This window comes from Lacticaseibacillus huelsenbergensis, from assembly GCF_029726355.1.
Taxonomy (GTDB): Bacteria; Bacillota; Bacilli; order Lactobacillales; family Lactobacillaceae; genus Lacticaseibacillus; species Lacticaseibacillus casei.
Genome location: NZ_CP120687.1, coordinates 1688445 through 1715091, shown reverse-complemented (window position 1 = coordinate 1715091; position 26647 = coordinate 1688445). Strand labels below are relative to the sequence as shown.

Genomic DNA, 26647 nt, shown 5'->3' with positions numbered 1-26647 from the left:
TACTCGGCTTCAATCTTACATGATTCTAGCTAAAAGAAAAGATTTTCTGAAAACTGTTTTTGGAGTTGGGTGCCACTAATCCTAGTTTTTGTCGTGCTGGTCATAAAAGCCAATTTATGATTTACTAAATTTGAATCGAGTACCCATCCGATTTTGACGCTATCAACCACGTCTGAAGATTCTTCAGAAGACTTTTTGACCACAGCCTTGTACAACTCGTTGTTTTACTGGAATTTTAAAATCAACTACACCACTGCTTATCGCCTAACCGTCGAAGAGGAAATTTATTTGAACAAAAGACAACTAAAAAACAAAATGTTTTTGACTTCCAAACGCAAAGAAAGTTTTTTGAGGAAAACTGGCGAAACTTGGCTCAATAGTAACTCGCTTAATGAATTGGCGTTGCTATTAATTAAGGGTGGCGGGATTGAGCGTATTCCGCACAATCTAAAAAAGTATCGTATAAAGCGGAAAATGACACAAGCAGAACTCGCAGAGCGACTCAAAATTGACCGTACCGCAATTACCCACTACGAGTCCGGCTCTCGTTTGCCTAATACTGCTGTGTTTATTGATCTTGCAGAAATACTGGATGTGAATTTAGATGATCTTACAAGGTGACGAATTGTCACTTACGCAAAGCTTGTTTAGCACTTATAATTCACAACGTAGGCAACTAAAACTCTCAAATACAAGAAAAGAGGTATTTATATGGATTTATCGCTCAACGCTTACGAAAACCTAAATGATCAATCTCTAGCCGTCATTGCCGGTGGAAAAGGGAAAAATTGCATACCCGGTTTTCTCTTTGGATTAGCCAAGGGCGCAGCTTCTGGCGCTTGGGGTGGGTCAGCGATTCCCGGAATCGGAACGATCGGCGGGGCTGTTATCGGTGCGAACCTTGGAATGGTTGGGGGTGCTATTAAATGTCTCGGCTAGATAACCTTTCAAACCCTAGTGTGATTGATCTCTCGAACTCTCAACTGCAGCAAGTCACCGGCGGCAAGAAGTTCAGAGAATGTATCCCGAATTTAATTGGGGGCGTGCTAATCGGTTCAGCAAGTTTCACAGCGTTCGGAGCCGCATTTGGTGGAGCAACAAGCTTATCAATGTGCATGAGCACCAATTACGTTCACTAATTTGACTTAAATAGGAGCTTTTTCCGAGATATGAATAACTTGATTATAGTGTTAATCATCGTAGCATTTTTGGCTATAGGCCCTTTAATCAACTTTTTATATATTTACAAAAGGAAAAAGAAACTAAATGAACTTCTGATTCGCCTGCAGAATTTCCAACAAGAAAAAATGTTTTCACAACATACTCTAGATGACATGTTGCGAGGCATTCTTTCTGAAAGGGTTATTGTCAAATCCAATGGTTCGTTAGACTTATCCAACTTTATGTCAATTAGAGATTTGGAAAAGTTATATACCGTTCTGCAAAACAGTGAATCATAAAACAACCTGAGTGAAGGCTATCTCATGGCAAAGTCATCTACCTTAACATCATGAAGGGCTTTTGACCGAAGCCAAGCAACCTAGCGATATTCAAGTTGAAAGAAATTCACCAAAGAAGCCATACGCAATAATCGTATGGCTTCTTTGGTGCATTTAGAATTGGTCTTTGCTGTTTGGGGCAAGGGGGACGTGCGCAACGCACACCGTCAATACGATGCAATCTTATACATTGTGTAGTGATAACCACCAATCGAATTTGTTGCATCAAACCACGAAATAACATAGACACCACTAGCCTGTGCTTCTTCGTCTGATCATGACAAGCACAAGCATGATACCGGCTTTCGCGCGATTCTTTAAACCGCACAAAACTACTTCTGATGATCTGCAACCCGTTTCAAAAAGTCCTGGAAAACAACGAGCTGCTGAGGATCTTCCTGCTGCCACATATTTTCCGGATGCCACTGGACACCTAAGAACAGATCGTTGTCCGTGGACTCCATTCCTTCGACCACTCCATCCGGCGCAACTGCTGTCACCTTCAACCCCTTGCCGACAGTTTTAACTGCTTGGTGATGGCGGGAGTTGACTTTAATGGTCTCCTTACCGTACAAATCAGCCAAGCGACTACCAGGCGTTAATTCGGCATGATGGGTCGCAAACTGACCCAATGTGGCTTGGGGATGTTGAATTTTCAAATCAGGATATTGCTGTTCAAGATCCTGATACAACGTGCCGTCCATGGCAACGTTCATGATTTGGATCCCGCGGCAAATACCAAAAATCGGCTTGTTTGCGGCTAGGGCTGCCTTAATCAAGGCAATTTCGAACAAATCTTTTTGGTACAGCGTCATGCCGATCTTGGGATGCGGTTCCTCGCCATAGAGCGTCGGATCCACATCCGGGCCGCCTGGCAGCATCAGGCCGTCGACCAAGGCCATATCATCTTGCGCCAGCTGTTCGGTCTGACTGACATCATCAGGAAACGGCAAAACGAGCGGGAGCGCACCAAGGTGAATAAACGCCTCTTTGACATCATGGGGCACATAGGCAGGATGATTATTCGGCATCACGGGATTGACTTCGATCAGTTCGTCTGTGGGAATACCAATTCTTAGTTTCACGAGCGATTTCCTTCTATTCATTTTAGTTTTGATTTCATGAGTATACGCCGTGAAAGGGTTGGCGACAATAGACAGGCACGATTGCTCACGCCGTTTTGGTCGTTGCCACAATCAGCATCATCGGCCGGCGCAACTCATCTGCCATACCGGGAATGGTTTTGACCATTTCAGCAGTCGGGGTCGGCTCAATCACGCGATCCAGTCGCAGATGGTTGTCGAGCAAGGTATTCAAATAGGTCGTCAACGTCCGATGGTATTTTTTGATTCGATGGCCTAAAAAGTCGGTTTCCCGTTTGCTCTCGTCAAAATAACGATCAACCGGCCAGTACAGGTTGTGGCCCTGCTCGTCCGTGACCCACTCCTCATTGCCTTGGGCCGTAAAAATCGGATGTTCCACGGACATGACAAATTGCCCGCCAATTGGCAGTTTGTTGCTGATCTTACCGACAAGCTCAGCGTAATCGGCAATGTAATGAATGGCTAGCGAGCTTAAAATGACTTCAAACTGCCCCGGCAATTGGTCGATGGCCTGCATGTCCAGCTGGCGATACGTGATCCGCTTGTCGTCCGTCATCTCAGAAGCCTTGGCAAGCATTTTGGCTGACGTATCGATGCCAAGCACACTTTTAGCGCCATGATCAGCGGCATAGCGACAGTGCCAACCATAACCGCACCCGAGATCAAGCACCCGTTTACCGGTAAAGTCCGGTAAAACCGTCTTCAACTCATGCCACTCCCCCGCCCCGGCTAAGCCCTTTTTCGAGCGATCCATTTGGCTATATGCCTTGAAAAAATCCGGATTATCATAAATCGCAGCCATCTGTGTTTCCTCCTTCAGTGATTAAGGCCGTCATCGCAGTCCAGGCAAGAGGATGCAACCGGTATGGCAAGTAAAGCCCCCAATTAGATTCTCATTGGCCAATGATGATATTTTAGTTTGAAAAGCAGTGCGATGCATGCTATCGTTGCCTCAACGTTTTTTCGGCTAAAAGGAGGCCTTTTCGTGACAGATTGGAACGGCTATCAAGCTATCAATGAAAAATATCATCTCAATGGTGCCACCATGTTAGTGGATGCCAATCATCAGTTGTCCCACTGGCAAAACGGCATGGCGGATTTTGCGAAACAAGAACCATTCACGATCCACACTACTAGCGGTTTAGGATCGTTAAGCAAGCAATTTACGGCCGACAGCATGTTGCTGTTGGATGCGGATGGGGCGCTGAACATTGATGCGCCGTTGTCGGACTATCTGCCAGAATATCGGTACGCCAAGCAGATCACCTTGCGCCAGATGCTGCACATGGCAAGCGGCATTCCTGACTACACTGAATTGTTGTTAGCCGAATACACCAAAAAGATGCCGAACGCCAGTGAATCCCATTTAAGCTACCCGATACTGGAAGATCTGGTTCAGGGTAATGCCCTTCAACAAGTCCTTGACTTATTGAACCGCCATCCGCTAGATTTTGCGCCGGATGAAAAAGGGGTTTATTCAAATAGTAATTATTTCCTACTTGGCCACATCATTGCCCAAGTCGCGAATATGCCGCTGGGCGATTTCATCGAACGGCACTTTTTCCAGCCGTTGGGAATGACCCAAACCCGTTTCGGAACCCAGGCCGCCGAGGCAAATAGTTACGACGATCTAGATTTTACCAACGGCCAACCAGTGGCTTTAGGCCGCGGCGATTACACCGGTGGCGATGGCGCCGTGGTCAGTTCGGTTACCGATTTGGCCAAATGGGCGCAAGCTACCTTGCATCAGGAGATTTTGCCTGCATCAGCTTGGCGTGAGGCATTAACGTTGACGCACGATTTTTACGGCATGGGCTGGATGAAGTCTAAAACCCCGGGATGGCTGGCACACAACGGTCACGTTTTTGGGTTCTGGGCCTACTTTGACGTTTCATTTGACAAACAGTTAACGCACATCACGTTAAACAACATGTCGCCAAGCACTGAGGCGCGTAAAGCATGGCATAAGGAAATGGCTGTGTGGCTGTCAACTCTTTAACAAAAGCGCACGTCTTCATACCAAATGATTTATGAGCAATAGAAAAAGCGCGAGTTTCCATTTAGAAAATTCGCGCTTTTTCTAATGAGTACATCCCTTGCACCGCCATTAATAATTGAACTTCTGTTAGAAGAACTGCCGCATAATGTCCTTCAACGGTGGCATGGATGGAATCTTCCAGTAATTTTCAAGATATTGGGAACCATACTTCATGTAACCCTTCGCTTCCTCGCCGACAATTTTGCCTGGTAGCGGGGCGTCGTCTTGAACATAGGTGTTGATCAAAACCGGCTTATCCGTTTCCTGATAGGCTTTGGTCAACGCTTCCTTGAACTCGTCGTTGCTGTGGGCTGTGTAACCAACGCCCCCAGCAGCTTCAGCAATCTTGGCATAGTCCATGTCCGCCAAATCAATTTCATAATTCAACTGACCGGCACTTTGCTGTTCATATTCGATGAACGCTAATTTCTGGTTGTTCAAAACAACCATGATAATGGGCAGCTTGTACTTAACAGCCGTGACGAAATCCTGCATGACCATGGCAAACGCGCCATCACCAGCCACACTGATATTTTGCCGCTTCGGGAAGGCTTCGGCTCCGGCAATCGCGCCCGGCAGACCGCAGCCCATCGTGCCTAACCAAGCCGAAATAGTATATTTCTGCGTTGGTTGAACGTTTAGAAAACGGGCACCCCATGACGTCGACGTCCCGACATCAACTGAGTAAACCGCATCTTTTGGCGCGGTTTGATCAATCGTGGCAAAGACTGCTTCCGGCGAGGCTGGGTTCGTGGTCAATAGACGCTTTTCGGCCATCCACTTGTCCCAACTTTCCATATTTTTCTGGCAAGCTTTCAAGAAGCGATCGTCATCCCGTAACGATCCCTTGGCATTCAGCTCGGTCAAAAAGTTTTCGACATCACCGTCGACCGCCACATCAACCGAGTACCGCTTGCCCAGATTTTCCGGCTGCGTATCGATCTGGACACATTTTGCCTGTCCTTCATCGGGTAAGTAAGGTGTGTACGGGTAGTTGGTACCGATCATGAACAGCAAATCAGTTGCCTTCATCGCTTCATAAGCCGGCTTGGTGCCGAGCTTACCGACATTGCCCAGACTATTAGGATGATCATCGGCAACCGTCCCTTTAGCCGGCATCGTTTGAATAAACGGGACGTGGTTGGCCTCAACAAACTTTTGAACCTGTTCCCCGGCATGTTCCGCCCCACGGCCGATCAAAGCTAATGGCTTCTGCGACTTCTGCAATAGCGAAGCCACATCATCCAGCTGCTTAGGATCAACTTCCGGCACGTTCAACGCAAAGGCCGCAGCACTGTCGCGATAACTCGTCGTTTCCTTTTGATCCGGCAAGTCATCCGGAATCGTCAAAACCGCTACGCCTTTTTCCGTAAACGCGGTTCGAATCGCCGTATCGACAATCTGGCCTAAATTATCCGAAGCCATGACCGTTTTATTATAAACCGCCACGTCATCAAACAGCTTAGGGGTATTGACTTCCTGGAAAAAGCCTTCATTCAGATTGCTGGTCGTGACCTGTCCCAACAGTGCCAAAACCGGGGCGTGATCCATTTTGGCATCATATAAACCGTTCAACAGATGGATGGCACCCGGACCGCCAATTGACAAGCAAACGCCAAGGCCACCAGTCAGCTTGGCCGTTGCCGAGGCAGCCAGTGCCGCAACTTCTTCATGCCGAACCTGAACGAATTTAATCTTGTCTTGATGGCGGCGCAACGCATCAACGGTCGTATCAATCGAATCACCTGGCAGGCCAAAAACGTGCTTCACTTGCCAATCCATCAAAACGCTGACTAACTGATCTGCTGCTTTTGTTGCCATATCAAGATCTCCTCTTTTGACTATTTTTTCGTGTGAACAACTCAATTGTTCTCAATCTGTTACTATCTTCACCTTAGTTCTTTGATTTCTATGGTCAATCATTCTTAGCAAGGTTTCATTTATACTGGTATAATTCGCTTGTGAAAATATAATCTATTTTTGGAGGTTAGCAATCAAATAGCGCCTAGAACTAGCGTGATAAAGCTGTTTTATTTTTATTGTTTTTAAAGTCGCTTGTGAAATCCGCTACGTAGTGTATGAATCGATCATTCGAATAATGAGAGCGTTCTCATTATTTGGCGAGGACAATGATGACTGGTTCCCGCAAAACCCGTCACTTAAACCGTCAGGATCTCATCATTTTCTCGCCCTTTTCTCTTGCAATCTATGGTAGAATACAACGGTTGTGAATTGTATATTTCGTAGGAGGATATCTACATGCCATTAGTTAACGCTGCAGAGCTTGTAAAAGCTGCACATAAAGGTCACTACTGTATCGGTGCCTTCAACACCAACAACTTGGAATGGACCCGTGCCATTCTCGCCGGTGCTCAAGAATTGAATGTTCCGGTTATCATCCAGACTTCCATGGGTGCTGCTAAGTACATGGGCGGCTATGAATTTTGCCAAACCATGATCGAAGCAACGGTTAAAGCCATGGGCATCACCGTTCCGGTTGTTATCCACTTGGACCACGGTAATTACGAAGCTGCTAAGGAAGCCATTGCTGCCGGCTACAACTCCGTGATGTTCGACGGCCACGACCTCGACTTTGAAGATAACTTGGAAAAGACCAAGGAAATCGTTAAGCTGGCTCACGCCAAGGGCATTTCCGTTGAAGCCGAAGTTGGTTCCATCGGCGGTGAAGAAGACGGTGTTGTCGGCGAAGGCGAATTAGCTGACGTTGAAGAAGCCAAGACTTTGGCTGCTACCGGGATCGACTTCCTGGCAGCCGGCATTGGTAACATCCACGGCCAATATCCAGACAACTGGAAAGGCCTGCACTTCGACCGCTTGCAAGAATTGAATGACGCCGTTAAGATGCCACTCGTTCTTCACGGTGGTTCCGGTATCCCTCAAGAACAAGTTCAAAAGGCGATCACCATGGGTATTTCCAAGTTGAACATCAACACCGAATGCCAACTTGCCTTTGCTAAAGCAACCCGTGAATACATCGAAGCTGGCAAGGATCAACAAGGCAAGGGCTTTGACCCTCGTAAGATGCTCAAGCCAGGCACCGATGCCATCACAGACACCTTCAAGGAAATCACCGGCTGGATCGGCAACAAGCCTGTCAAGATGGTTCCTGAAGCACTTTAATTTAAACCGTTTTGAGTTTAATGAGTCCATTCGCATTTGGTGCGGGTGGGCTTTTTTTAATTCAGTTTTCATTGAGGATTTCTCGAACTCTTCATGGCATTTATAACGGGTGACAATATCGCCGGTTTTGCGTCATAATAAAGCAACAATGGCCTAAGGAGGTTGACAGCAATGGCATCTCGATCAGGCATTAACGTTGAAGTTGATACAGAAACAAAAGATCGCGCTCTCCGCGTCATCAATAGTATGGGATTGGACATGTCCTCTGCCATTAATATGTATTTGAAGTATATTAGCGACACTGGTGAACTGCCATTTACTCCTGAGATAATTGTCGAAGGCCAGCTGCAAACTGCAGAAGCGGATGTCAAAGCTGGCCGGACCAAAAGTTTTAAGACGGTCGGCGCTTTACTGAAGGATTTGCACAATGATATTGACGACTAATAACTCAAGATAGGTTGTTCTTAACGGCAGACTTCTATTGCATCTTCAGCGAATCCGCATGGCTGCCAACCAAAAAGCACGTCACTTCAACAAGAGGTGGCGTGCTTTTTGATCTTTCAGAAACGTTCAGTACTCGGCATCCTTTATGGAATATTATTTGCTATAAAAGTGCGCTCTCATCTCACTCACGATCGCTTTCCGTAACACTATCTCTAAACCCATACCATTCCGTTTCGTCAGCAAACAAATCTTTGTGAACTGGCGTCAAAACAAATGTATCAGCGATCTTGTGAATCTGATACTTTTCGCCAACTTTTGCATGAAACTCTTTTGGAATAATGACACCAATTGAATCTCCAAATTTGCGAATGGTTGTTTCCATGAGTGTTAATCCTCCTAGCGTTCTGATAAGCGTTGTCAGCATTCCAATCGACGAATATCGGTTAACACTTTCATTTTTCCAGCAACTGATAAACAAAGCAACTGGTTTCATGATCGTTGACTAACCCTGCTGCCTGCATAAACGAGTAGATGACGACGGGACCGGTAAAACTAAAACCGTCCTTCTTCATTTGCTTGCCCATGCGCTTGGCCAAATCGGTTGTGTTGGGAACTTCCGCATGACTTGTGATGTGATGTTGAATCGGCCGATTTTTGACGAATGCCCAGACGTAGTGATCAAAGTTCTCGCCTTTATCAGCCAGCTTTGCAATGGCATTCGCGTTGTTGATAATCGCTGTCACTTTCAGACGATTCCGGATGATTTGTGGATTTTGCAAGAGTACAGGAATTTCGGGGGTCATCTGCTGTACCCGGCGATAATCAAAGTTGGCAAAGGCCGCCTTAAACGCTGACCGCTTGTTCAAAACCGTCTGCCAACTCAAGCCTGCCTGCATAATTTCCAGCGACAAGAGTTCAAACAAGTGGCAGCTGTCATGACTGGGTCTGCCCCACTCTTCATCGTGGTATTGCTGCATCAAGGCATTGCCGGTTTCACCCCACGCACACCGTTGTCGCTCAACTGACATGGGATACCGCCAATGATTGCTGATCAATTGGATGTAAAACCCGGACGAGTCTGTTCCCGCTCAAGGTCATTTGATGATTAGCCACCAGCTTTGTCAGCAGTTCATCCCCTAATTTACCGGCTAAATGAACCCGGCGCTCTGAAAAGTCGATGCAAGTCTGAACCTTTTCCTGGCGCACTGGGTGACCGAGGTACCGCGCCAAAACGTGCTGACCTTTTTCCGTCAATCGATAGGCGTTGGCGGTCGTCAAGGTAATGAGTTTTTGCGTTAAAAGTTGGTCAAACAAGGCTAGGCCAGCTTTTCCGGCCAAATGATGGTAACAAGTCCGCGCATCACCCAGTTTTTCCGCTGCATGACGCCGATCCAAGTATTGTTCCGCTGCTGTGCTGAGGATATTCGGCTCCGTCTGTGGCTTAACCGTTTGAAAATAATCGCGACCGGCAAAATGTCGCCGGTTAATTTTCTCAGCATGCACCAATTTAAGTAATTCGCTTTTGACACTTGATTCTGGATGGTTTAGCAGTTTAGCGATTTCTTTGGTCGTTAAAAACCGCCCACTGCCTAACAACAATAAGATTTCCTGCGCTAAATTTTCCTGCATGATGGCATCTTCTTTCCGAACAGCAAACATATGTTCTTGCGTCAATTATATCGTTTGCTACTTTTCGGAACAATACCTCTATGCAAAAAATTACGAATCATCAGCGGCTTGTTTGCAGCTGCGTCAACCACCACTGACTAAAGTCAGTGGCTTGTGAGCAAGCACCCCTGTTACGAGCGCTTGAATCACAATTTGCACAGATACACCACTGCAGGCAGTTCTACGAACTGCTTGTCTTACACGGCAATTACCAGTGCCTTTAGCGTCCCCAGGTTGCCATAGGGACGAGCCTATTCAGGCTAATTTAGCAATACCTTTGATCAGTATGTTCTGAGCGGCATTGTGATCGCGAACGTGATGGGTCTGGCATTTAGGACAGTTCCATTCTCGATCAGCCAGCGTAAGCTTATCAGTGCCTTCTGTTCCCATGACGAAGCCGCAATGATGGCAGGTTTGAGTGGTATTCTTAGGACTGACCGTTACAAACTGGCGACCATAAAGGTCAGCCTTGTAAGTTAGCATTCCTAAGAATGTGCGCCAGCCTACGTCTGCGATGCTCATGGCCAAGGCATGATTTTTTAGTAAGTTCTTACTACGCAATTCCTCTGCAACCACCAAATCGTGGTTCTTGATGAGTGTGGTTGAGACGTTGTGCAAGAAGTTCTTACGACGATCCAGAACCTGTGCATGAATCTTGGCAACTAGCAAGCGCTGTTTTTGGTAATTCTTACTGTTGCGTAGCGGCCGATGCTCTTTCTTTGCCCTTCGGGCGCGGAGTGACAAAATGCGTTGTTCCTTAGCCAATCGTCCCTTAATTGTTCGATAGTAGTGCGGGTTGGCTATGACTTTGCCATCACTGGTAGTCAAGAAGTTTTCCGTGTTGAGGTCAATGCCAGTTTGCCGATTGGTCTTGGCAGGCTTCGTCGTGAAGGGTGTATCAGAACCCAGCTGCATGGATAAAAAGAAACGGTCTGCAGTGTCCTTAGTAATCGTGACAGTGCCAATACGAGTTTCTGCTTTTCGATTCAATAATCGTTTGTGTGAACCTTTGATGCGTAGACGCCCTAATTTAGGCACTAAGACGTGCTTATCATCTTCAAAGCAGATGGTCCCGTTGGTTAGCTGCATCGTTTTCTGCTGGATATATTGGCAATTAGTTTGGTAGCCCCACGCATAGCTTTTGCGGTGGAATTTTGGGACGCCAGTACTATGAACCTTCCGAAAGGCTTTCCATGCCTTGCGATAGTTTCGGATAGCGTTAGCCTTAGCAAGACTGTCAATTCGCTTGTCTTCTAAGAATTGGAAATGATTTGACATCTGCTTGGCATTTTGCCGTAGTTCAAGTTGCTTGATTCGATCTTGAACCGTATCAATTGGTAGCTTAACTTGTTTTAATTGCCAGAGTTCTTTACCGATCGCAACCATCTCGTTATAGACGAAGCGACTGGCATCGCTGTTTAGCTTAATCAATTTCTTTTGGTGATCACTTGGGTAGACGCGAACCTTCAATCCATAATGATATTCTAATTGTGCCATTGACTTCATTTAATATCACCTCTTTTCTTGCTATAATGGTATTATAGCATTCGTCAATGACTCTAACAATTGAGGTAACTTTTATGACTAAAGAAAAAATCCAAGCCGCGGTTTATACCAGACGCTATATCTATAATTTTCATTACCATTTGATCTGGGTCACGAAATATCGCAATCAAACTTTTGCAACTAAGGAACTGGCAGACGAAATGAAAAGCATTTTGCAAAAGGTCGCCGATGATAATGAGATTGTGATCGAAAAAATGGCAGTCATGCCCGATTATGTCCATGTCTTGATCAGTTTTCCGCCTAGCAAGGCACCAACCAGTGCCATCAAGGCGCTCAAGGGTAGAAGTGCCTTTATCTTTCTCAAACGGCATCCAGAAATTCGACATTCTCAAGATTGGGGTGGGCATTTATGGTCACCCAGCTACTACATGAGTACCCTTGGCAACATGGGCAAGGACGCGGTTGAGAATTACATCAACGAACAAAAGTACAACGAACTAACAAAACACCCTAACAGGCGTTGACAGGGCCTGTCCATCCCATGACTAAAGTCACGGGATTTTCGGCCAGCCATAATTAAAATAGCCTTGCCGTGCGTACAACAACATCGCAAGGGTTACCCCAATAGCGGTAAACACTGCAATGCCGGAGAAGCCCGTGAACTGTTTAATCAAAATACCACCGACAACGCCGCCGATTGCTTCGCCAAGATACATCACCGCGTTGGCCAAAGAGGAAATGGTGCCGCGGGCTGAACGCGCTTGATCTTGCAAAGTGCTCATGAACAACGGCAACAGCGCGCCGCCAATGGTGTAAATCAATGCCAGAATGATCGTTGCGACTAACGCCGACGAAGCCAATGGCAAAACGACATAGCCACTGATGAACAACAGGAATTCAAGCAGGAACGCGTGCGGCTGACCTAACCACGTCACCAGTCGAGCGCCGATCAAACTGCCGACAAACTGCCCGACACCGATCACCAGAATAAAGCTGCCGATCGTGCCCACCGAGAGCCCAAAGCTTTTCGCGAACCAGGTACCGATGAACGCAAAGCCGGTAAAATTTGCCGTCTGAAACAATAAGTACGCGCCCAATAACTTAAGTACCGGCTTGTTCTGGAAAAGCTGACCGTAGATGCTGGATTTTGGCTGAGCGGTTCTAACTTCATTAAGACTGGGCATGAACCGCGCGACCAACAATGTCAGTATCAGTGCAATCGTGCCAACAAAGAAGAAGGGAAAACGCCACGAGATAACGGCCAAATAACTACCAAGCGGAACGCCGACAATCTGGGCAACCGCCAAACCCGCTGTGGCGTAGCCCATGACTTTGACCACCTGACACTTGGGAAAAAGTACAGGAATCGCCGCCCAGATCTGCGGACCGGCTGTCGCAGCGGCAATGCCGGCAATGAATCGGGTGACGAGCATCAGCGGAAACGTATTGGCCAGTCCGCACCCGGCAGTGGCGAGGGTAAAGACAATTAGACCGATAACTAAAATGCGTTTACGATCATGACGATCGGAAACCGGGCCAATCAGCAACGCCGACAGCATGTAACCCACCGCGTACGCACTGACAATGAGACCGGAAAGACTCGTTGAAATGCCGTAATACCGGGTCAAAGTCGGTAATAAAGGTGAAACCAGAAACGTATCTGTGCCAATTACGAACATAACGAGGAAAAATAAAAGCGAGAGTCTGCGTTCTTTCATGCAAAAAGTCTCCAATCTGTTTTATAGTTTTAAATTTATCAAACAATTGTCGCTAAAAAATAAGCAACCATGTGCTTATTTACAGCTCAGCAAGTAATCCCGGGAAGACAGATTCAATCTTATCGGTATTTAACGTGACAAATTTCTGCCGTCCCTGAACACGTGTGGTAATCATGCCGATTTCACGTAACGTGCGCAAATGATATGACATCGTTGATTTGTCAATCTCCACGTGCTGGTTAAGCTCATTGCACCCCATTTCGTGGCCCACGTGGTAAAGCATGCGCACAATCGTGTAACGTCCCGGCTCGGACAAGGCAAAGAAAATTCGCTGCTTGAAAGCTGTTGCGTCTGTTGATTGTTTGATATCCATACAACAGTTATGCCACAGATGATCGGTGAAAACAAGGAACTTCTTAAAAATAAGTGGACGTCCGAATCATTTTTTGCGTCTAACCGCTCGCAGTATCGGCCATAATTGATCCCCCAAAGCAAATTTTCTTCACTCTTGGTATACTGTTCGTATATGTCAAATACCAAGTAAGGAGAGTTGCAGCATGGCGCGGTCCACTAATCGAAAAAGGAAAATGCGCTCGCCGCGACAGGCACGGCGTCAGTTGAATAAGTTATTGCGCGACCCAATTGCCAAACCGCATAATGCCGCAGCCGTGCGCATTCGCGTTGATGAACTCATGGCGCTCTTTCAGCATCGTGAGTACCGGCCACACCAGTCTGCAACCGTTAATCGGGTCAACATTCAAGGAAACGTGCAATTCGATCTGGCTCGTTGGTATCCTGAAGGTAGCCGATTGCGTGACATGTTGCGCCCGCGCGGTCCGCTGCTTCCCATCATGTTTTCGGTTCAGGATTTTGGTAATCACCGCAAAAGCCTCGCCCGCGGCCTTACGCTAGCTGTTTCTAGCGCTGCTCGACAACTGGATCAAATGAGAGCCGCCGATAAATTGCCAATCATCATGCAGCCGTTTAGTGACTGGGTTCATCTCCTCGCCCTTGGGTTGCAAAATTGGCTTGAAAACGGTCAGGTAGTCTTTTCTTTGCTTGATCTCAAAGGCACCTATGTCTTGACGACGATGCCGACTGCCCCTGCTACTTGGCTGGCCAGGCTTTTTGGCATTTCCTTAGGCCAAGCCGATCAGACCCTGACCGATTTGCGCCACCAACGGCAAGAACAAGCAGACCGCTTAACCACCAAACTAGCAGCCAAGTTTGCGCAGGAAAAAGCGCCGTTAGTGCAATCTGCCAACCAGCGCGCGGCCAAGTCGCTGCAGTTAGACCCGCCAACTATGGCCCAGCTTGCCTCAGACCAGGCACCGTTAAAAACGCAAAAAGACGTCATCGATCGACTGGCTCGGGGCGACTACATCGTGATCGATACAGAGTTTGTGGCCGATCGCAACCAACTTGACCTCACCGAAATCAGCTTGTTACGGGTGCGTGGTCATCAAGTCGCAGGTGCGTTTGACATTTTCACCCAACTACCCGAAGGCCATCACGTGATGCCATTCTCGGTCAAAATCACCGGGATTACCGATGACTTGTTGAACCAATACGGACAACCGTTGCCGCTTGCCAAAACCGCCGTCGAGCAATTATTGAAGCATGAACTCGTTGTCGGCTTCGCACTCAGCAATGACCTACGCGCCCTTCGCGCCGGCCTCGCGATCGATGTGCCACCTGTTCAAACCTTCGATGTCGCCACATTAGCCCGTAAAACTTTCGGGATCGGCAAAAAGCACACCCCTTCACTGCAATACTACAAAGAGGCACTCGGCATTGACTTACCTTCCCACACAGCCTTGAGTGATGCCCAAACCACGATGGCGTTGCTCGAACACCTCATCTGGGAAGGCAGCCCACTCATCACCAAGGAACTTGGCTTTGAACAACGCCCACCTGAACACGCCAATGATCCGGAACCTTATCAGAAGCCGGATTTGAGTGACAAATAGTTAAAAATAAACATATTGCGTCCGATTCAAAAATCCGGTCTTTATATTTTATTAATTCATTCAACTTAACGATTAAGTACAGTCCACTTTTGTTGACCAATCCAATAGAATTTAGCTATATTAAAGTTGTAAAGAATCATTTCCTCGAAGATTGTAAAACAAACTCAAGTCCATATCTTACGTAAGCGTTCAAAAGATAAGGAGACGGGCCATGCCGTACATCATACTTGAAGTAGTGATGATAGTTGCCATCATCTTGCTACAGACTTTCTTTGGTTACATCGGCAGCAAGATACTAGGAGCGATTTTGCCAGTATCTTTGGTCGTTGCATATATTTATTTCATCACTCAAGGTCAAATACATTTCTCCGTTATTGACATTGTTCTTCCCATTGTCGGACTTATGGCACTAATCAGCATTTGGGAAGGTGGACGAAAGACAAAGTTAAGTCAGCAAAAGAAAAAACTTCAGAAAACGAAAATTCAGGAAAAGTAAAAAAACAACGACTTTCGTGGTCTATGACCATTTGCAAAAGTCGTTGTTTTTTGACCTGATGGCGTCGTTATAATAGTCGCAATGAGCTTGCCCTGCTAAGCATTCTCTAAAATTGTATCTGGATCAATTTTTAAAGATTTGAGCCAGTCGATGTTCTTTTCAAAAAGAGTCTCATCAATCAGCTTTGTGGCTTTTAAAAAGACCTTCAGCTTGTTTAAATTTTCTCGATTTAGGGGCTCCAACTTAAACTGAATCATCAACTTCAGAAAGGTCACATGATGCCGCATGTACAGAACGTGGCGGTCTAATTTTTCTAGATCTAAAAAGTTTAAAAGCCGTGTTGCCGAAGAAGGATCATCTTGGTCGATGAAAGAAGCAGATAAATTATATAAGGCATTTACTAGCAACTCATCGTAGCTTGGCAGATGAAATTGCTGATAAGCGTGAAACATCTTTTTTGCGATTCTTAAATTAATCTTTCCGGGTAGCGAGAATACAAGATTAGCGAAAGATATGTATTCAAAGCTAAACCATCTGCCAGGTTGTAATAGATAATCCTGAACAAAATCGCAATCATCTTTGGACAATGAAGACTCCCGCTCAGACAACTCATCGATAAAACTTTGAATCATCAACTCTATGAGCCTGTTAGGCGTTGTTGGTTGACTTTTTTCCTTATATGATTTCAACAATTGCGTCAAGCCAGTTAGATCTGTCGAGTCATAATAGTGAGCTATCTGTTTAAAAATTGACGTTGCTGTCTCGCGTTTATCATCAATCAAATGGCAGAATTCTTCGGCAGACATAAACGTTGGCTGAAGTATCTTCATCATTGTCCGCAACGTCATGTCACTCTGATCGTGCTCTAAGTGGGAAATTGTTGATTGGTGTAAATCCGCCTTTACTTCTTTGATTTTCAAGTCACGTCTTCGCCGCACCTCGCGATAAATGGATCCTGCTGCATAGTCCGCCACGCAAGTACCTCGTTTCTTTTCGAAATATAAAAATATGAATGACTTCATATTAGCATAAAATTCCTCATTAATGCGGTAATCTATAAAGAGCCAAAAATGGCTAATTTGGATTTGAGGTGTCAATCAAAATGCGAAAATTATGGATTGCAGCCTTTGCAACTTTCTTTATTGCTTCAGTCCTTGGCGTTCTTTATGGCCAAGTTGGTGGAGGTTTGCTTCTAGTCACAGCGTTAGCTTTTGGTGTTGGAAACGATATTATTCTGATTGTGATCCTTTATAAATCAATTTCCAGAATCTTTAAATCGTAATCCAGTCTTAGCTTGAGAGAAAAGAACATCAGTTTACTGAACACATGTAAGCGTTTATACTTAATATGGTTACCTAGTTATGCCACAGCTGAATTAAGGATCCTAGGCACCGGCATAACCGATAAGTTTCTGCTCCAAGAGCCCTAGTCTATCGACAATCCACGAGGAGGAATTTTCATGCAAGACGAACGTTGGAATCACCCACTGTACACAACTGAAGCCATTAACGACGAAGGACTGGAAGGTCACGCTTATGTGCCAGGCGGACTGAAGGTTCAGACGAGCAGCCCGATGAATGACCATCCAGGGACCAACCCTGAACAGCTTTTGGGCTTGTCGTTGAGCACTTGCCTTGAAGCCACATTGGAAGCCGTTGAAAAAGAACACGGACTGCCACATACCGGCGCAGTTCGCGTGAAGGTGGCGTTCATCGGCGCCCGTGCTGAGTATCAATTTCTGGTTCATGCCCAGGTTATGGTGAAAGGCGTCGATCTGGATACCGCCAAATCCTTCACCGAAGAAATTGAAAATCGCTGCCCGGTTTCAAAATTACTTAAAAATAGCGGCAACTACACCATCGAAACTGTCACCGATTTCGATGACTAACCGTTGCATCACCTCTTCGTCTCGTTAAGCCAAAATGTGCCTAACGAGGCGTTTTTATTTTCTGACCCGCGATCTAAAACCGATCACTACAAACGCCGCCACCATTAAGATTCCCCTTGTTATTCTTAGCTGACGACCTGACTTTTTAGCACTGAAAGCGGTACACTGATAACTAGAAGGGAGTTGCAAATATGAAGAAGATTATCAATGACCCGGGCGATATTGTCCCGGAAATGATTGCTGGTCTCACTGCCAGTTATCCGCAATATTTGAAACAGATTCCTGAAACAACGGCGGTCGTCCGCAATGACGCCGCATTTAAGCAACATGCAAAAGTCGGTGTTATTTCCGGTGGCGGTTCAGGGCATGAGCCGCTGCATGCCGGTTATGTCGGCCAAGGCATGCTTGATGCCGCAGTGGCCGGCCAAGTCTTTACCTCACCGACGCCCGACCAGATTTACGCCGCAATCAAGGCAGTTAACCAAGGCGAAGGGGTTCTCATGATCGTCAAGAATTACTCCGGTGACGTCATGAACTTCGACATGGCCAAGGACCTGGCCAGCGTCGATGACATCAAAGTCGAGTCAGTCGTCGTGGATGACGATGTGGCCGTCAAAGATTCACTGTACACACAGGGCCGTCGCGGCGTTGCCGGCACGATTTTTGTCGAAAAGATTCTCGGCGCAGCTTCCGAGGCTGGATTAGGCCTTGATGACCTCAAAAAGCTAGGCGATGCGGTCGTTAAAAATACCAAGTCGTTCGCAGTTGCCTTGCATGCTGCGACTGTGCCGGAAGTCGGCAAGCCCGGTTTTGATCTGAAGCCAGATGAAATCGAGTTTGGCGTCGGTATTCACAACGAACCCGGCACCGGTCAGGAAAAGCTACCGACTTCCAAAGTGTTAGCCAAGCAGCTCATTGGCAAGCTAACGGTTGAATTCAAAGATCCTAAAGCTCATAAATACGCGGTGCTGGTCAACGGCATGGGTGCGACCCCACTGTCCGAGCAGTATATTTTCATGGGCGATGTTTTGAACGAGTTGCATGCCCAAGGCCTCGAAGCCAGCTTCACCAAGGCAGGCAATTATGTCACATCGCTCGACATGGCTGGCGTTTCGCTGACGATGCTGGCGCTGGACGATCCGCAATGGCTGACTTATCTGAATGCATCTGCACATACTGTAGGCTGGGGGGATACTGATGTTAAACGTTGAGACATTAACCAAATGGATGACGAATTTTGAAAACCGGATTGCCGATCAAAAAGATCATCTCACCGAACTTGACCGCGTGATCGGCGACTCCGACCATGGTAACAACATGGAACGCGGCGTCAATGCGATCAAAGCAGCATTCGAAAAGACACCGCCAACCGATGATCTGGCGCAAGACTTCAAGACGATTGCCATGGCGATGCTCAGTAAAGTCGGCGGCGCCAGTGGTCCGTTGTACGGAACGGCTTTTCTGGAAATGGCCAAACTCGCCAAAACCGACACTGACTTTGGCGACCTTGTCGAAGCAGCTGCCAAGGGTATTGCCAAACGCGGCCAAGCTAAGCCTGGCGACAAAACCATGTTAGATGTCTGGGCACCTGCTGCTGATTTGATCAAGCAAAACAAATTGACCGATGACGCCATTGACAAACTGGTCGAAGCCACCAAGCCAATGACCGCCAAACGCGGCCGCGCTTCTTACCTCGGTGAAAAGAGTGTCGGCCACATTGACCCAGGCGCAGCTTCGACTGGTGAGCTACTAAAAGCATACCTTGATGCAAGAGCGTGAACTGCTAAATCCCAAAGGAGCGTGATTCTATGGCAATGGGCATGTTGCTCGTTTCCCACGTACCGGCCATCGCCAGCGGCCTTGAAACGCTAATCAAACAAGTCGCCAAGGATGTGCCAATCACCACAGCCGGCGGTACCAGTGACGGTCAAATCGGCACCGATCTTGACCATATTCAAAAAGCCATTAACGACAACCCGGCTTCCGAGTTGCTGGTTTTCTATGATCTCGGCAGCGCCAAAATGAATCTCGACATCGCTGAAGAAGTCAGCGACAAACAAATGCATGTCTATGACGTAGCGTTTGTCGAAGGCGCTTATGCCGCGGCTGCGTTACTTGAAGCCAACGTGACACTGGATAAAATCGAGGCACAGTTGAAGCCGTTGAAAGTCAAGTAACCTTCCCACCTGTCGCTGCCTAGCAGTGGCATGGCAAACTTTTGTCCCAACCCAACCAACTCGATACTTTTAGCATAACTACAGGAGCAATGATGTTGATGGCCACATCCGATCAGACCAAAAGGCAACTCGCGACCACCTTAAAGCAGCTCATGCAGCATAAACCGCTGGATCGCATTACCATTGCGGAATTGAGTGCCGCAACCCACGTGAATCGCAACACGTTTTATTATCATTTTGAAGATATTTACGGCCTCCTGAAGTGGACGTTTGAAGCTGACATCGGCCGTAAAGTCATGAAGAATCTTGGGGCGGCCACCTGGGAAGCCAAGTATCGGCTGGTGCTCGATTACATTCTGGCCAATCAGGCATTTTGTCTGAACGCCTTTAATTCCGTTGGTCGCGACATGCTGGAAGAATTCCTTTTCCAGTCCGCGACTGACATGGTCAAGCCAGTAGTCCTGGACATTGATCCGACCACGCCTGCCAAAATGGTTGCGGACATCTGTAATTTTTATGCCGCCGCGATTGTCGGCCAGGTTTTGTTGTGGTTATCACAGTCGTTACAGGAACCCGAAGACGACCTCATCAAACGTGCTGATCTCATGCTTAACGGTTCAATTGCGTTCATTGTGCACAAGCAAGCGCACAATAAAAGAACTTAATTTTCGAACAAACGCCACATTTTGACTAAAGACGCTTCTTTTTCGGATGGCTATACTATAGCTATAGACGGAAAGGAAGCGTTTTTATATGAAAAAACTTTTATGGACGGCACTCAGCCTGGCCTTGGTGACCGGGGGAACAGCCTGGTACTTCGCTAACAAAATGGAACTGTTCAAAGATGACGCGGATGCATACAAGAAGTTTGAAAGTCGTTAGGGGGACTAAAAGATGATCAAGCATAAGGCGATCATGATCGGCGCTGGGCTGGCGAATATGGCGGCCGCCGTTTATCTGATTCAGGAAGGTCATTGGCAGGGCAATCAAATCACGTTTTATTCACTGGACGATCACGGGTCAAATGACGGTGCTCCGGCTGCTGATGCGGCAGATGAGTACTGGAATAAGGTTCATCCCATGGAAAACACCAAAGGCTATGTGGCACGCGGCGGTCGCATGCTGAACTATCGGACCTATGTTGATTTGATGGATCTGTTGAGTCGGATCCCCTCGGCAACTGAACCGGGATTGACGGCTGAAGAAGATACCCGGCAGTTTGATGCCCAGCATCGCACTTTTGACAAGGCGCGGCTGATGGAAGGCGGCATCGGCATCATTCAGGCTGGCCATCTAGGGCTGAACAACACGGATCGTCTTTTGCTAACCAAGCTGATTATGATGCCAGACTCAGAAGAAGAAAAACTCGACAATGTCAGCATTGCTGATTACTTCAAAGATGATCCGCATATGTTCCAGACGAATTTCTGGTACATGTGGGAAACAACCTTCGCGTTCCGGATTGAAAGTTCAGCGCAAGAGTTGCGGCGTTACATGCACATGATGATTTATGAGTTTACGCAAATCGAGCATCTGGTGGGCGTTAACCGCACCCGTTACAACCAATTCGAAAGCATCATGTTGCCGCTGATCAACTACCTGAAGGATCAAGGCTGCCGGATTATTCTCAATCGCCGGGTCACGGATTTTGAGTTTAAAGATACGGCTATGACCGATGAAATCACCGTCACCGGTCTCAACATGCTGAACACTGAAACCGCCAAAACCGAGCATGTCGATGTTGATGATGACACTGCCGTCTTCTTTACCAATGGCTCCATCACTGATTCGGCCACGCAAGGCGACTTTGACCACCCGGCCGTTGAAAACATGGATCAAGGTGCCGCAGCTGGCCTATGGAAACAAGCCACTGAACATTTTTATAACCTTGGCAATCCTGATAAGTTCTTTGCTGATCGCGCCGCCAGCGAATGGGTCAGTTTTACTTTGACCACCAAGGATCACCTGCTGCTCAATGAAATCGAGCGCATCACAACGCAGCTTCCGGGGAATGCCTTGAATTCCTTCTTATCCACCCAGCCGATCACGGCGCTTGGGCAAAAAGACGTGATGATGTCGATTGTCGTGCATCATCAGCCGCACTTCACCACCCAAAAGCCAAACGAGACCGTTCTTTGGGGCTATTTCCTCTATCCACGACGTTACGGTGAGTTTGTGAACAAGCCGTATATCAAAATGACCGGTAAGGAAATGGCACTTGAACTGATCGGCCAATTGGCAAAAGTCGATCCGGGTCCCGGCAATATCCGCGATCACCAAGATGCGATTATGGCCAGCATCATCAACAATATTCCAGTCTACATGCCATATGCTTCGGCACTTTTCAACAATCGCGCCAAAGTCGATCGTCCCGAAGTCATTCCGGCCCACTCAACGAACCTCGCCTTCACCGGTGAATTCGTCGAACAGCCATTCCAGATGGTCTTCACGGAACAAAGCGCTGTCCGCTCAGGCGAAATTGCTGCCTATCACTTCACCGGCATCCCGATGAGTCACCTTGTCCAAACGCCAAGATACGACAAGGATATTAAGACGCTGATGCGGGCAACGAAGAAAATGTTCGAATAAACTGCCACTGAAGTAACCTGTGCAGGTAAAAATCATTTATCCACCACACTTACAGTCAATCGACACCAAAGACGCGTATTCTGTCTTTGGTGCCGATTTTATTTGACTAAATTTTAAGCAATAGCGGCTCTCGAAAGCATCCATATCACAGGGCTTTTGCTGCTATGAATTTCTTCTAGAAAACAAAGCAAGTTTTCATGTGAGCAAGGGCGAACAACTGTTAAACTGAAGATAAGCAAACCCGTAACAACAAGAAGTGGAGGGCAACATGGATTACCAAGAAAAACTGCAACGACATGCTAGCAAGGAAATCGATCTTTATTGGTCTGATTTTCAAAAAAGCGATGACTATGCAGCCTTGATGCAGGATCCGGATTTTAGAAAAGTACCACCAAAAGAAATTCGCGCCATTCTGGTCACCTTCTTTGCTGCGTCATTCAAGAATCTACGCTCCACCATTCAGACACTTTCTGCTGAATCGGTGTCGATTGCACTCGAAACGACACTGCAACAGGTCAACGATGACGATCGCCGCCGCAGCGAAGCGATCGCCGTTGCTTCAGAGCTCATTAAAGCCATGATGATTTGGTTGATTCGCACCAAACGCGTCAAGTTGACGATTGTCGACTTCATTGATGCATTAATGGGCGCATTGCTCACAACAACCTATGTCCTCGGGTTAGTCGAAGATGGTGAGCTTGCGTCTCCGATGGCTGATGATTCTGACGGGCGTGATATTGGCTTTGATCCTGCTGGCGATCTTGATGTTGATTCCGAAAGCATGTCAATCCTAGTCGACCAGCTGATGGTCTTTTTCGATTCAAAGGCCTGGCATCACCTGCCAGAAGCCACTCAGGACGAAGAATTCTTTGGCGCGGTGATCTTTTTCCTAATTCACACGATTCAAGCCATGTTTGGCCACGAGCCGAAAGAATGGACCAGCCAGGACATTGGCGCTGCGCTGTTGCTATTGCTGCGCGACACCAAGCTCGTGCCACCGGATAAGCAGGAAGGCTTGGGGCAGTCCTTAGCCATCTTCATCAAGTCCACCGCCAGCACCCACTTGTGGACGGCAACCCAAATGAAATCCCTAGCTGACACGGCGCAAAATCAGATTAAGGAAGCCTTGACCAAAAAGCCGGTCCCGCGAAAAGGCCACGCCAAAACAGCCGGTCACGCCGACTCGGATCAGATTATTCCCATGGCCGAGTGGCAGAAGAACAAACGGCAAAAACGGCAACGATAAAATTTATAGCATTGTGCAAAAACGCCGTCAAAGGGGAGCTCCCTATTTGGCGGCGTTTTTGTGATGAGTTTTTGGAGATTTTTTATAGTTGATTAAACTGTTCCGTTTTTACCAAATCGTCATAGGTGACTTCCGTAACGGTCGGGTCGAGCGTCTTGGTGGTCATGGTTAGCGTGTTTGAATCTTGAACGTAAAGCGCCCGCTTACTTAAGTCATAGCCTGACCAATATTGGGTGTAGTCCGTCAAAATGTCATGCTTAGGATCGCGACCCAAGCCTTGCGGAATCAGGACTGTCTTGAAGGCATTATAAAGCACGCGGATGCCATCTTTGCTTTCAAACGGATCAAGATTGCGGGACACAAACATAGCTCTGACAAACCGCGACGGGGAGGTGTAATCACCTGGTAAGCCGAACATGCCATAACCGGTTCCCAGTTCGATCGGGTCAAGATGGTGGTCACCGAGATCGGCACCTTCAGGATAATTGCGATCGTTCAGGCTGACATAGTTGCGCAAATTAGTGGTGTGCCAATGATACTCCGGACTATTCGTCATCGCGCCAATGCTGTCATAAAGCTTGAAGGCTCCATGATCGGTTGGCTCAATCACTAACCCAGCGCCAGACGGATCCACAAACGTGTAGTGCAGCGGAATTTTAACGCCTTGACCGCCAAACTGGAGCGGTTCGTCAATCAAGCCATATTGACCGGCCAGTTCCCGTACCTCGGCAACGTTTTTGCAAGTCGTCAAGGCCAGGCTAACAAACTCTTCACCTTTGATCGGTTTCAAGTTGCGTTTCGCCAGTGAAACGGCACTCGCCCAGCTGCACTCAACCAGCACCTGCAAATCGCCAGCAAGTCCTTCACTGTTGACGCCATCAAATAAAGCGACACTCTGATCAACACCAACGCCAACCGCAGCATACTTGGTTGTCCAAGTTCCACTTTGCGCCGGCAATTGATGATCGGCCGGCAGACTCACGATTTTCCCCGGAACGCCGCCAGCCGGTGTCTCGTGAAAGAAACTCGTGTTATAGTCCATCGTTCGGCCCCAGAAAATATCACCTTGAAGCGATTTGATCGTCATAGATGAACACATATAGAAAAACCTCCTTCAAGAAAATTGAATCACGTGATCTAACAGTACAGTTGTTATTATACGCTTGTTCAGTCAGCACTTTAGGTTCATTTAACCTCTGACATCTTTTCAGACTTTTAGTTATTAAAAAACCCGCGATATGATTGGTCGCGGGTGTGACATCTGATAAGCTATGAATGAGCAGAAAAGTTAATAGGCGGTGGCGCCTCGCAATCGAAAGAAGGTGATGCCGATGGTGTAAAAACTATCGAACCACATTCCGACGAAAGGAGGTGCCGGTGTGTTTATGATTGCCGCACTTGCGACAATCACGGTTTGCATCAGCTCGTTCACTGTTTTGGTCAACGCGTTTACCCGTTTGATCAAGGCTTTGAGAAAACTGTGCTTTGCAGTTTACGAGCTAAAGCAGGCGCTCGGATTATTCCGAAAAAAATAAATATACTAAAAGCCGCGTTGACTTTGGACACCAATCGCGGCTTTTAGTTTGCGATGTAAGCCACCGTTCTTAATACGGTTCTGCTGTAACAAGGGACGCTTTGTTGAGGCAAGGCGTCTCTTTTACGTGTCCATTATAACAGATCCAGAATGACATAGGAACCGCGGAAATTGACAAGAGCGTGAACTGGCGCGGTTAGAAATCGGCGTGTAAGTGGCCTCAGGCGTGATGGCCCGATTTTGGCATTGCGCCTGAGGTTCTTACACGCAGACTTCTGCGCCAGTGAACGCGTTTCAGCCAGGTAAACTCACTTAGTTACTTTTTTGCAGGTAGCTGATCGGCTTATTAACCTCAAGCTTCGTCCCGGAAAAAGTCTTCTTGATCCAGGCTTGAAGCGTTGGATCGTGGTAAAGTTTCACGAGTTTTTTGAACTGCTTATTGTTCTTGTTCTTGGCTGCAGTTGCAAGAATATTGACATTTGCCCGCGTTTTCTGGGTTAATTTTTCATGGAAAAGTGAATCTTTCAAAACGTTAAGCCCGCCATCCAAGGCGCGTGTATTGGAAATCAGCTCGGCATCAACGTCCGGCAGCGTCTGCACCGTGGTTTCCACTTCTTTAAATTTCAGCTGTTTAGGATTCGTCTGAATGTCTTTCACCGTACTCAGCGCATTAAAATTCGGCTTCAGCGTGATCAATTTAGCGGCCGCAAGTAGTAATAGCCCGCGGGTCGCATTGGCTGGATCATTTGAAATGCCAATCGTCGCGCCATTGGGAATGTCACTTAAATGTTTGTACTTCTTTGAATACAATCCCATCGGCTCAAGATAGGTTGTCCCAAGTGCGGCCAATTTTTGACTTGGATTGATTTTATTGTATTGCTGAAAATAGGCATACGACTGGAACGCATTTACATCAAGTTGCCCTTCAGCAGTCGAAGCATTAATTACGTTGCCATCCGTGACCTGCTTCACTTTAATCGTCAGTCCCGCCTTTTTGGCTTGCGGCGATTTAGCGATATGTTGCCAGATCTGATAATCCGAGCCACTACTGCCGAGCACGATGGGCTTGCTGCTTGAGCTGGCAGCACTGCTATCATTCGCAGCCTTACCGCAAGCGACCAGCGTCAAAAGTGACACCAAAGCAATTCCTGTGACGATTATTTTCTTCCAACGATTCATAAACACAGCCCCCTCAAATGATCAGCCACCGTGAACATGGCCGATAGAAACCTCGACAAAAATTATTTTCACGATCACCGTCTCAACACCTTGTTTTGAGTGACCTTCAAACTTGCTCCTGCTGCAAACAAAAAGTCGCCCCCTGACTACTTTTTCGTAGTCAAGGGACGACCATGCCGTGTTACCACCCTTATTCGCGATGTTATTAACACACCGCCTCCAGTACCTGTTGATACCTGGCAGGATAACGGCTGCAGCCGATCCATGGGCGTTAACCACACGAATCACTATTCGAAGCTCATCTTCACCTTCTTGCCAATGCCCCTTTTCCACCAACCGGGTTCGCTGAATCATTTGCGCCAAGGTTACTCTTCTTCTCAAAGTGTTGATTAGTTGTTAGGAATATACGGCCTTTACTCGCAAATGTCAAATTTCTTACCAAGAGCGTGAG

At 47.1% G+C, this 26647-nt stretch carries 31 protein-coding genes and 1 pseudogene; 19 read left to right on the top strand and 13 right to left on the bottom strand.

The annotated features are described in order from the left end of the window. Positions 1 to 288: 288 nt before the first annotated feature. The 3 genes from LHUE1_RS07785 to LHUE1_RS07775 all read left to right on the top strand — a co-directional run bounded on the left by LHUE1_RS07785 (position 289) and on the right by LHUE1_RS07775 (position 1460). On the top strand, positions 289 to 621 hold the full coding sequence (locus LHUE1_RS07785) for a helix-turn-helix domain-containing protein (protein ID WP_049172197.1): 333 nt from the start codon (positions 289 to 291) through the stop codon (positions 619 to 621). Between the two features lie 90 nt (positions 622 to 711). Further along, positions 712 to 939 (top strand): Blp family class II bacteriocin, encoded by a 228-nt coding sequence (locus LHUE1_RS07780; RefSeq protein ID WP_053091159.1) that lies wholly within the window; start codon positions 712 to 714, stop codon positions 937 to 939. 230 nt (positions 940 to 1169) lie between these two features. Beyond that, complete coding sequence (locus LHUE1_RS07775; RefSeq protein WP_049172203.1) at positions 1170 to 1460, top strand: hypothetical protein; 291 nt, start codon at positions 1170 to 1172, stop codon at positions 1458 to 1460. A 371-nt stretch (positions 1461 to 1831) separates the two neighbouring features. On the opposite strand, the gene LHUE1_RS07770 is transcribed toward LHUE1_RS07775, so the two are convergent. Both LHUE1_RS07770 and LHUE1_RS07765 read right to left on the bottom strand, forming a co-directional pair. After that, positions 1832 to 2584 carry a gamma-glutamyl-gamma-aminobutyrate hydrolase family protein gene (locus LHUE1_RS07770; RefSeq protein ID WP_049172205.1) on the bottom strand — a complete coding sequence of 251 codons (753 nt, stop codon included), beginning with the start codon at positions 2582 to 2584 and terminating at the stop codon, positions 1832 to 1834. 85 nt (positions 2585 to 2669) lie between these two features. Continuing rightward, positions 2670 to 3404: a class I SAM-dependent methyltransferase gene (locus tag LHUE1_RS07765; RefSeq protein ID WP_049172206.1), complete on the bottom strand. Its 735-nt coding sequence runs from the start codon at positions 3402 to 3404 to the stop codon at positions 2670 to 2672. A gap of 183 nt (positions 3405 to 3587) precedes the next feature. On the opposite strand from LHUE1_RS07765, the gene LHUE1_RS07760 reads away from it, so the two are divergent. Continuing rightward, complete coding sequence (locus tag LHUE1_RS07760) at positions 3588 to 4601, top strand: serine hydrolase domain-containing protein (RefSeq protein WP_049172208.1); 1014 nt, start codon at positions 3588 to 3590, stop codon at positions 4599 to 4601. Positions 4602 to 4727: 126 nt separating this feature from the next. On the opposite strand, the gene LHUE1_RS07755 is transcribed toward LHUE1_RS07760, so the two are convergent. Further along, positions 4728 to 6461: a pyruvate oxidase gene (locus LHUE1_RS07755; RefSeq protein ID WP_049172210.1), complete on the bottom strand. Its 1734-nt coding sequence runs from the start codon at positions 6459 to 6461 to the stop codon at positions 4728 to 4730. Between the two features lie 438 nt (positions 6462 to 6899). Here LHUE1_RS07755 and fba point away from each other — a divergent pair, with 438 nt between their 5' ends. Together fba and LHUE1_RS07745 are read left to right on the top strand one after the other, a co-directional pair. Continuing rightward, positions 6900 to 7781 carry a class II fructose-1,6-bisphosphate aldolase gene (fba, locus tag LHUE1_RS07750; RefSeq protein WP_010493008.1) on the top strand — a complete coding sequence of 294 codons (882 nt, stop codon included), beginning with the start codon at positions 6900 to 6902 and terminating at the stop codon, positions 7779 to 7781. Between the two features lie 171 nt (positions 7782 to 7952). Beyond that, complete coding sequence (locus tag LHUE1_RS07745; RefSeq protein ID WP_049172212.1) at positions 7953 to 8225, top strand: type II toxin-antitoxin system RelB/DinJ family antitoxin; 273 nt, start codon at positions 7953 to 7955, stop codon at positions 8223 to 8225. Positions 8226 to 8406: 181 nt separating this feature from the next. Here LHUE1_RS07745 and LHUE1_RS07740 read toward each other — a convergent pair whose 3' ends face one another. The 4 genes from LHUE1_RS07740 to LHUE1_RS07725 form a co-directional block, all read right to left on the bottom strand. Beyond that, complete coding sequence (locus tag LHUE1_RS07740) at positions 8407 to 8607, bottom strand: AbrB/MazE/SpoVT family DNA-binding domain-containing protein (protein ID WP_049172214.1); 201 nt, start codon at positions 8605 to 8607, stop codon at positions 8407 to 8409. A 70-nt stretch (positions 8608 to 8677) separates the two neighbouring features. Continuing rightward, a complete protein-coding gene (locus LHUE1_RS07735) occupies positions 8678 to 9253 on the bottom strand; it encodes a DNA-3-methyladenine glycosylase I (protein ID WP_049172215.1) in 576 nt (191 codons plus the stop codon). Then, positions 9243 to 9854: a hypothetical protein gene (locus tag LHUE1_RS07730; protein WP_049172217.1), complete on the bottom strand. Its 612-nt coding sequence runs from the start codon at positions 9852 to 9854 to the stop codon at positions 9243 to 9245. Before LHUE1_RS07730 ends, LHUE1_RS07735 begins: the two co-directional genes overlap by 11 nt. Before the next feature lie 294 nt (positions 9855 to 10148). Further along, positions 10149 to 11399, bottom strand: coding sequence for an RNA-guided endonuclease InsQ/TnpB family protein (locus LHUE1_RS07725; RefSeq protein ID WP_213291582.1), 1251 nt, complete (start codon positions 11397 to 11399; stop codon positions 10149 to 10151). Positions 11400 to 11473: 74 nt separating this feature from the next. On the opposite strand from LHUE1_RS07725, the gene tnpA reads away from it, so the two are divergent. Then, a complete protein-coding gene (gene tnpA, locus LHUE1_RS07720) occupies positions 11474 to 11923 on the top strand; it encodes an IS200/IS605 family transposase (RefSeq protein ID WP_213291583.1) in 450 nt (149 codons plus the stop codon). 27 nt (positions 11924 to 11950) lie between these two features. Here the strand turns inward: tnpA and LHUE1_RS07715 are convergent, their stop codons facing one another. Further along, positions 11951 to 13117: an MFS transporter gene (locus tag LHUE1_RS07715; protein ID WP_277848211.1), complete on the bottom strand. Its 1167-nt coding sequence runs from the start codon at positions 13115 to 13117 to the stop codon at positions 11951 to 11953. A 79-nt stretch (positions 13118 to 13196) separates the two neighbouring features. Next, positions 13197 to 13490, bottom strand: coding sequence for an ArsR/SmtB family transcription factor (locus LHUE1_RS07710; RefSeq protein ID WP_010492997.1), 294 nt, complete (start codon positions 13488 to 13490; stop codon positions 13197 to 13199). 184 nt (positions 13491 to 13674) lie between these two features. On the opposite strand from LHUE1_RS07710, the gene LHUE1_RS07705 reads away from it, so the two are divergent. Next, complete coding sequence (locus LHUE1_RS07705; RefSeq protein ID WP_049169642.1) at positions 13675 to 15087, top strand: 3'-5' exonuclease; 1413 nt, start codon at positions 13675 to 13677, stop codon at positions 15085 to 15087. Positions 15088 to 15310: 223 nt separating this feature from the next. After that, positions 15311 to 15583 (top strand): hypothetical protein, encoded by a 273-nt coding sequence (locus tag LHUE1_RS07700; RefSeq protein ID WP_049169668.1) that lies wholly within the window; start codon positions 15311 to 15313, stop codon positions 15581 to 15583. A 95-nt stretch (positions 15584 to 15678) separates the two neighbouring features. On the opposite strand, the gene LHUE1_RS07695 is transcribed toward LHUE1_RS07700, so the two are convergent. Next, positions 15679 to 16557, bottom strand: a complete 879-nt coding sequence (locus LHUE1_RS07695; protein WP_049169670.1) for an Rgg/GadR/MutR family transcriptional regulator — start codon at positions 16555 to 16557, stop codon at positions 15679 to 15681. A 128-nt stretch (positions 16558 to 16685) separates the two neighbouring features. Here LHUE1_RS07695 and LHUE1_RS07690 point away from each other — a divergent pair, with 128 nt between their 5' ends. The 9 genes from LHUE1_RS07690 (at position 16686) to LHUE1_RS07650 (ending at position 23483) form a co-directional block, all read left to right on the top strand. Next, the gene (locus tag LHUE1_RS07690) at positions 16686 to 16865 is read left to right on the top strand and encodes a hypothetical protein (RefSeq protein WP_049169644.1); all 180 of its coding nucleotides are present in this window, start codon (positions 16686 to 16688) and stop codon (positions 16863 to 16865) included. A gap of 177 nt (positions 16866 to 17042) precedes the next feature. Then, positions 17043 to 17471: an OsmC family protein gene (locus LHUE1_RS07685; RefSeq protein WP_049169646.1), complete on the top strand. Its 429-nt coding sequence runs from the start codon at positions 17043 to 17045 to the stop codon at positions 17469 to 17471. A 191-nt stretch (positions 17472 to 17662) separates the two neighbouring features. Beyond that, on the top strand, positions 17663 to 18682 hold the full coding sequence (gene dhaK / locus LHUE1_RS07680) for a dihydroxyacetone kinase subunit DhaK (RefSeq protein ID WP_049169647.1): 1020 nt from the start codon (positions 17663 to 17665) through the stop codon (positions 18680 to 18682). After that, entirely contained in the window at positions 18669 to 19250 is a 582-nt protein-coding gene (gene dhaL / locus LHUE1_RS07675; protein ID WP_049169650.1) for a dihydroxyacetone kinase subunit DhaL, read from the top strand. The genes dhaK and dhaL overlap by 14 nt, the downstream gene beginning before the upstream one ends. Before the next feature lie 29 nt (positions 19251 to 19279). Next, a complete protein-coding gene (gene dhaM / locus LHUE1_RS07670) occupies positions 19280 to 19648 on the top strand; it encodes a dihydroxyacetone kinase phosphoryl donor subunit DhaM (protein WP_005686376.1) in 369 nt (122 codons plus the stop codon). Between the two features lie 98 nt (positions 19649 to 19746). Next, positions 19747 to 20313, top strand: coding sequence for a TetR/AcrR family transcriptional regulator C-terminal domain-containing protein (locus LHUE1_RS07665; protein ID WP_049169672.1), 567 nt, complete (start codon positions 19747 to 19749; stop codon positions 20311 to 20313). An 88-nt stretch (positions 20314 to 20401) separates the two neighbouring features. Continuing rightward, positions 20402 to 20530, top strand: coding sequence for a hypothetical protein (locus tag LHUE1_RS07660; protein WP_049169651.1), 129 nt, complete (start codon positions 20402 to 20404; stop codon positions 20528 to 20530). A gap of 12 nt (positions 20531 to 20542) precedes the next feature. Further along, positions 20543 to 22237: an oleate hydratase gene (locus LHUE1_RS07655; RefSeq protein WP_049169653.1), complete on the top strand. Its 1695-nt coding sequence runs from the start codon at positions 20543 to 20545 to the stop codon at positions 22235 to 22237. Positions 22238 to 22505: 268 nt separating this feature from the next. Further along, on the top strand, positions 22506 to 23483 hold the full coding sequence (locus LHUE1_RS07650) for a hypothetical protein (protein ID WP_025013082.1): 978 nt from the start codon (positions 22506 to 22508) through the stop codon (positions 23481 to 23483). A gap of 82 nt (positions 23484 to 23565) precedes the next feature. On the opposite strand, the gene LHUE1_RS07645 is transcribed toward LHUE1_RS07650, so the two are convergent. Next, entirely contained in the window at positions 23566 to 24582 is a 1017-nt protein-coding gene (locus LHUE1_RS07645) for a linear amide C-N hydrolase (RefSeq protein WP_049169655.1), read from the bottom strand. Positions 24583 to 24862: 280 nt separating this feature from the next. Here LHUE1_RS07645 and LHUE1_RS07640 point away from each other — a divergent pair, with 280 nt between their 5' ends. Next, positions 24863 to 25018, top strand: coding sequence for a hypothetical protein (locus tag LHUE1_RS07640; RefSeq protein ID WP_191978404.1), 156 nt, complete (start codon positions 24863 to 24865; stop codon positions 25016 to 25018). Between the two features lie 311 nt (positions 25019 to 25329). On the opposite strand, the gene LHUE1_RS07635 is transcribed toward LHUE1_RS07640, so the two are convergent. Both LHUE1_RS07635 and LHUE1_RS14330 read right to left on the bottom strand, forming a co-directional pair. Next, on the bottom strand, positions 25330 to 26196 hold the full coding sequence (locus LHUE1_RS07635; RefSeq protein WP_049169657.1) for a MetQ/NlpA family ABC transporter substrate-binding protein: 867 nt from the start codon (positions 26194 to 26196) through the stop codon (positions 25330 to 25332). 150 nt (positions 26197 to 26346) lie between these two features. Next, positions 26347 to 26529 (bottom strand): annotated as a pseudogene (locus LHUE1_RS14330) (hypothetical protein); the annotation flags it as partial. Between the last annotated feature and the right edge of the window lie 118 nt (positions 26530 to 26647).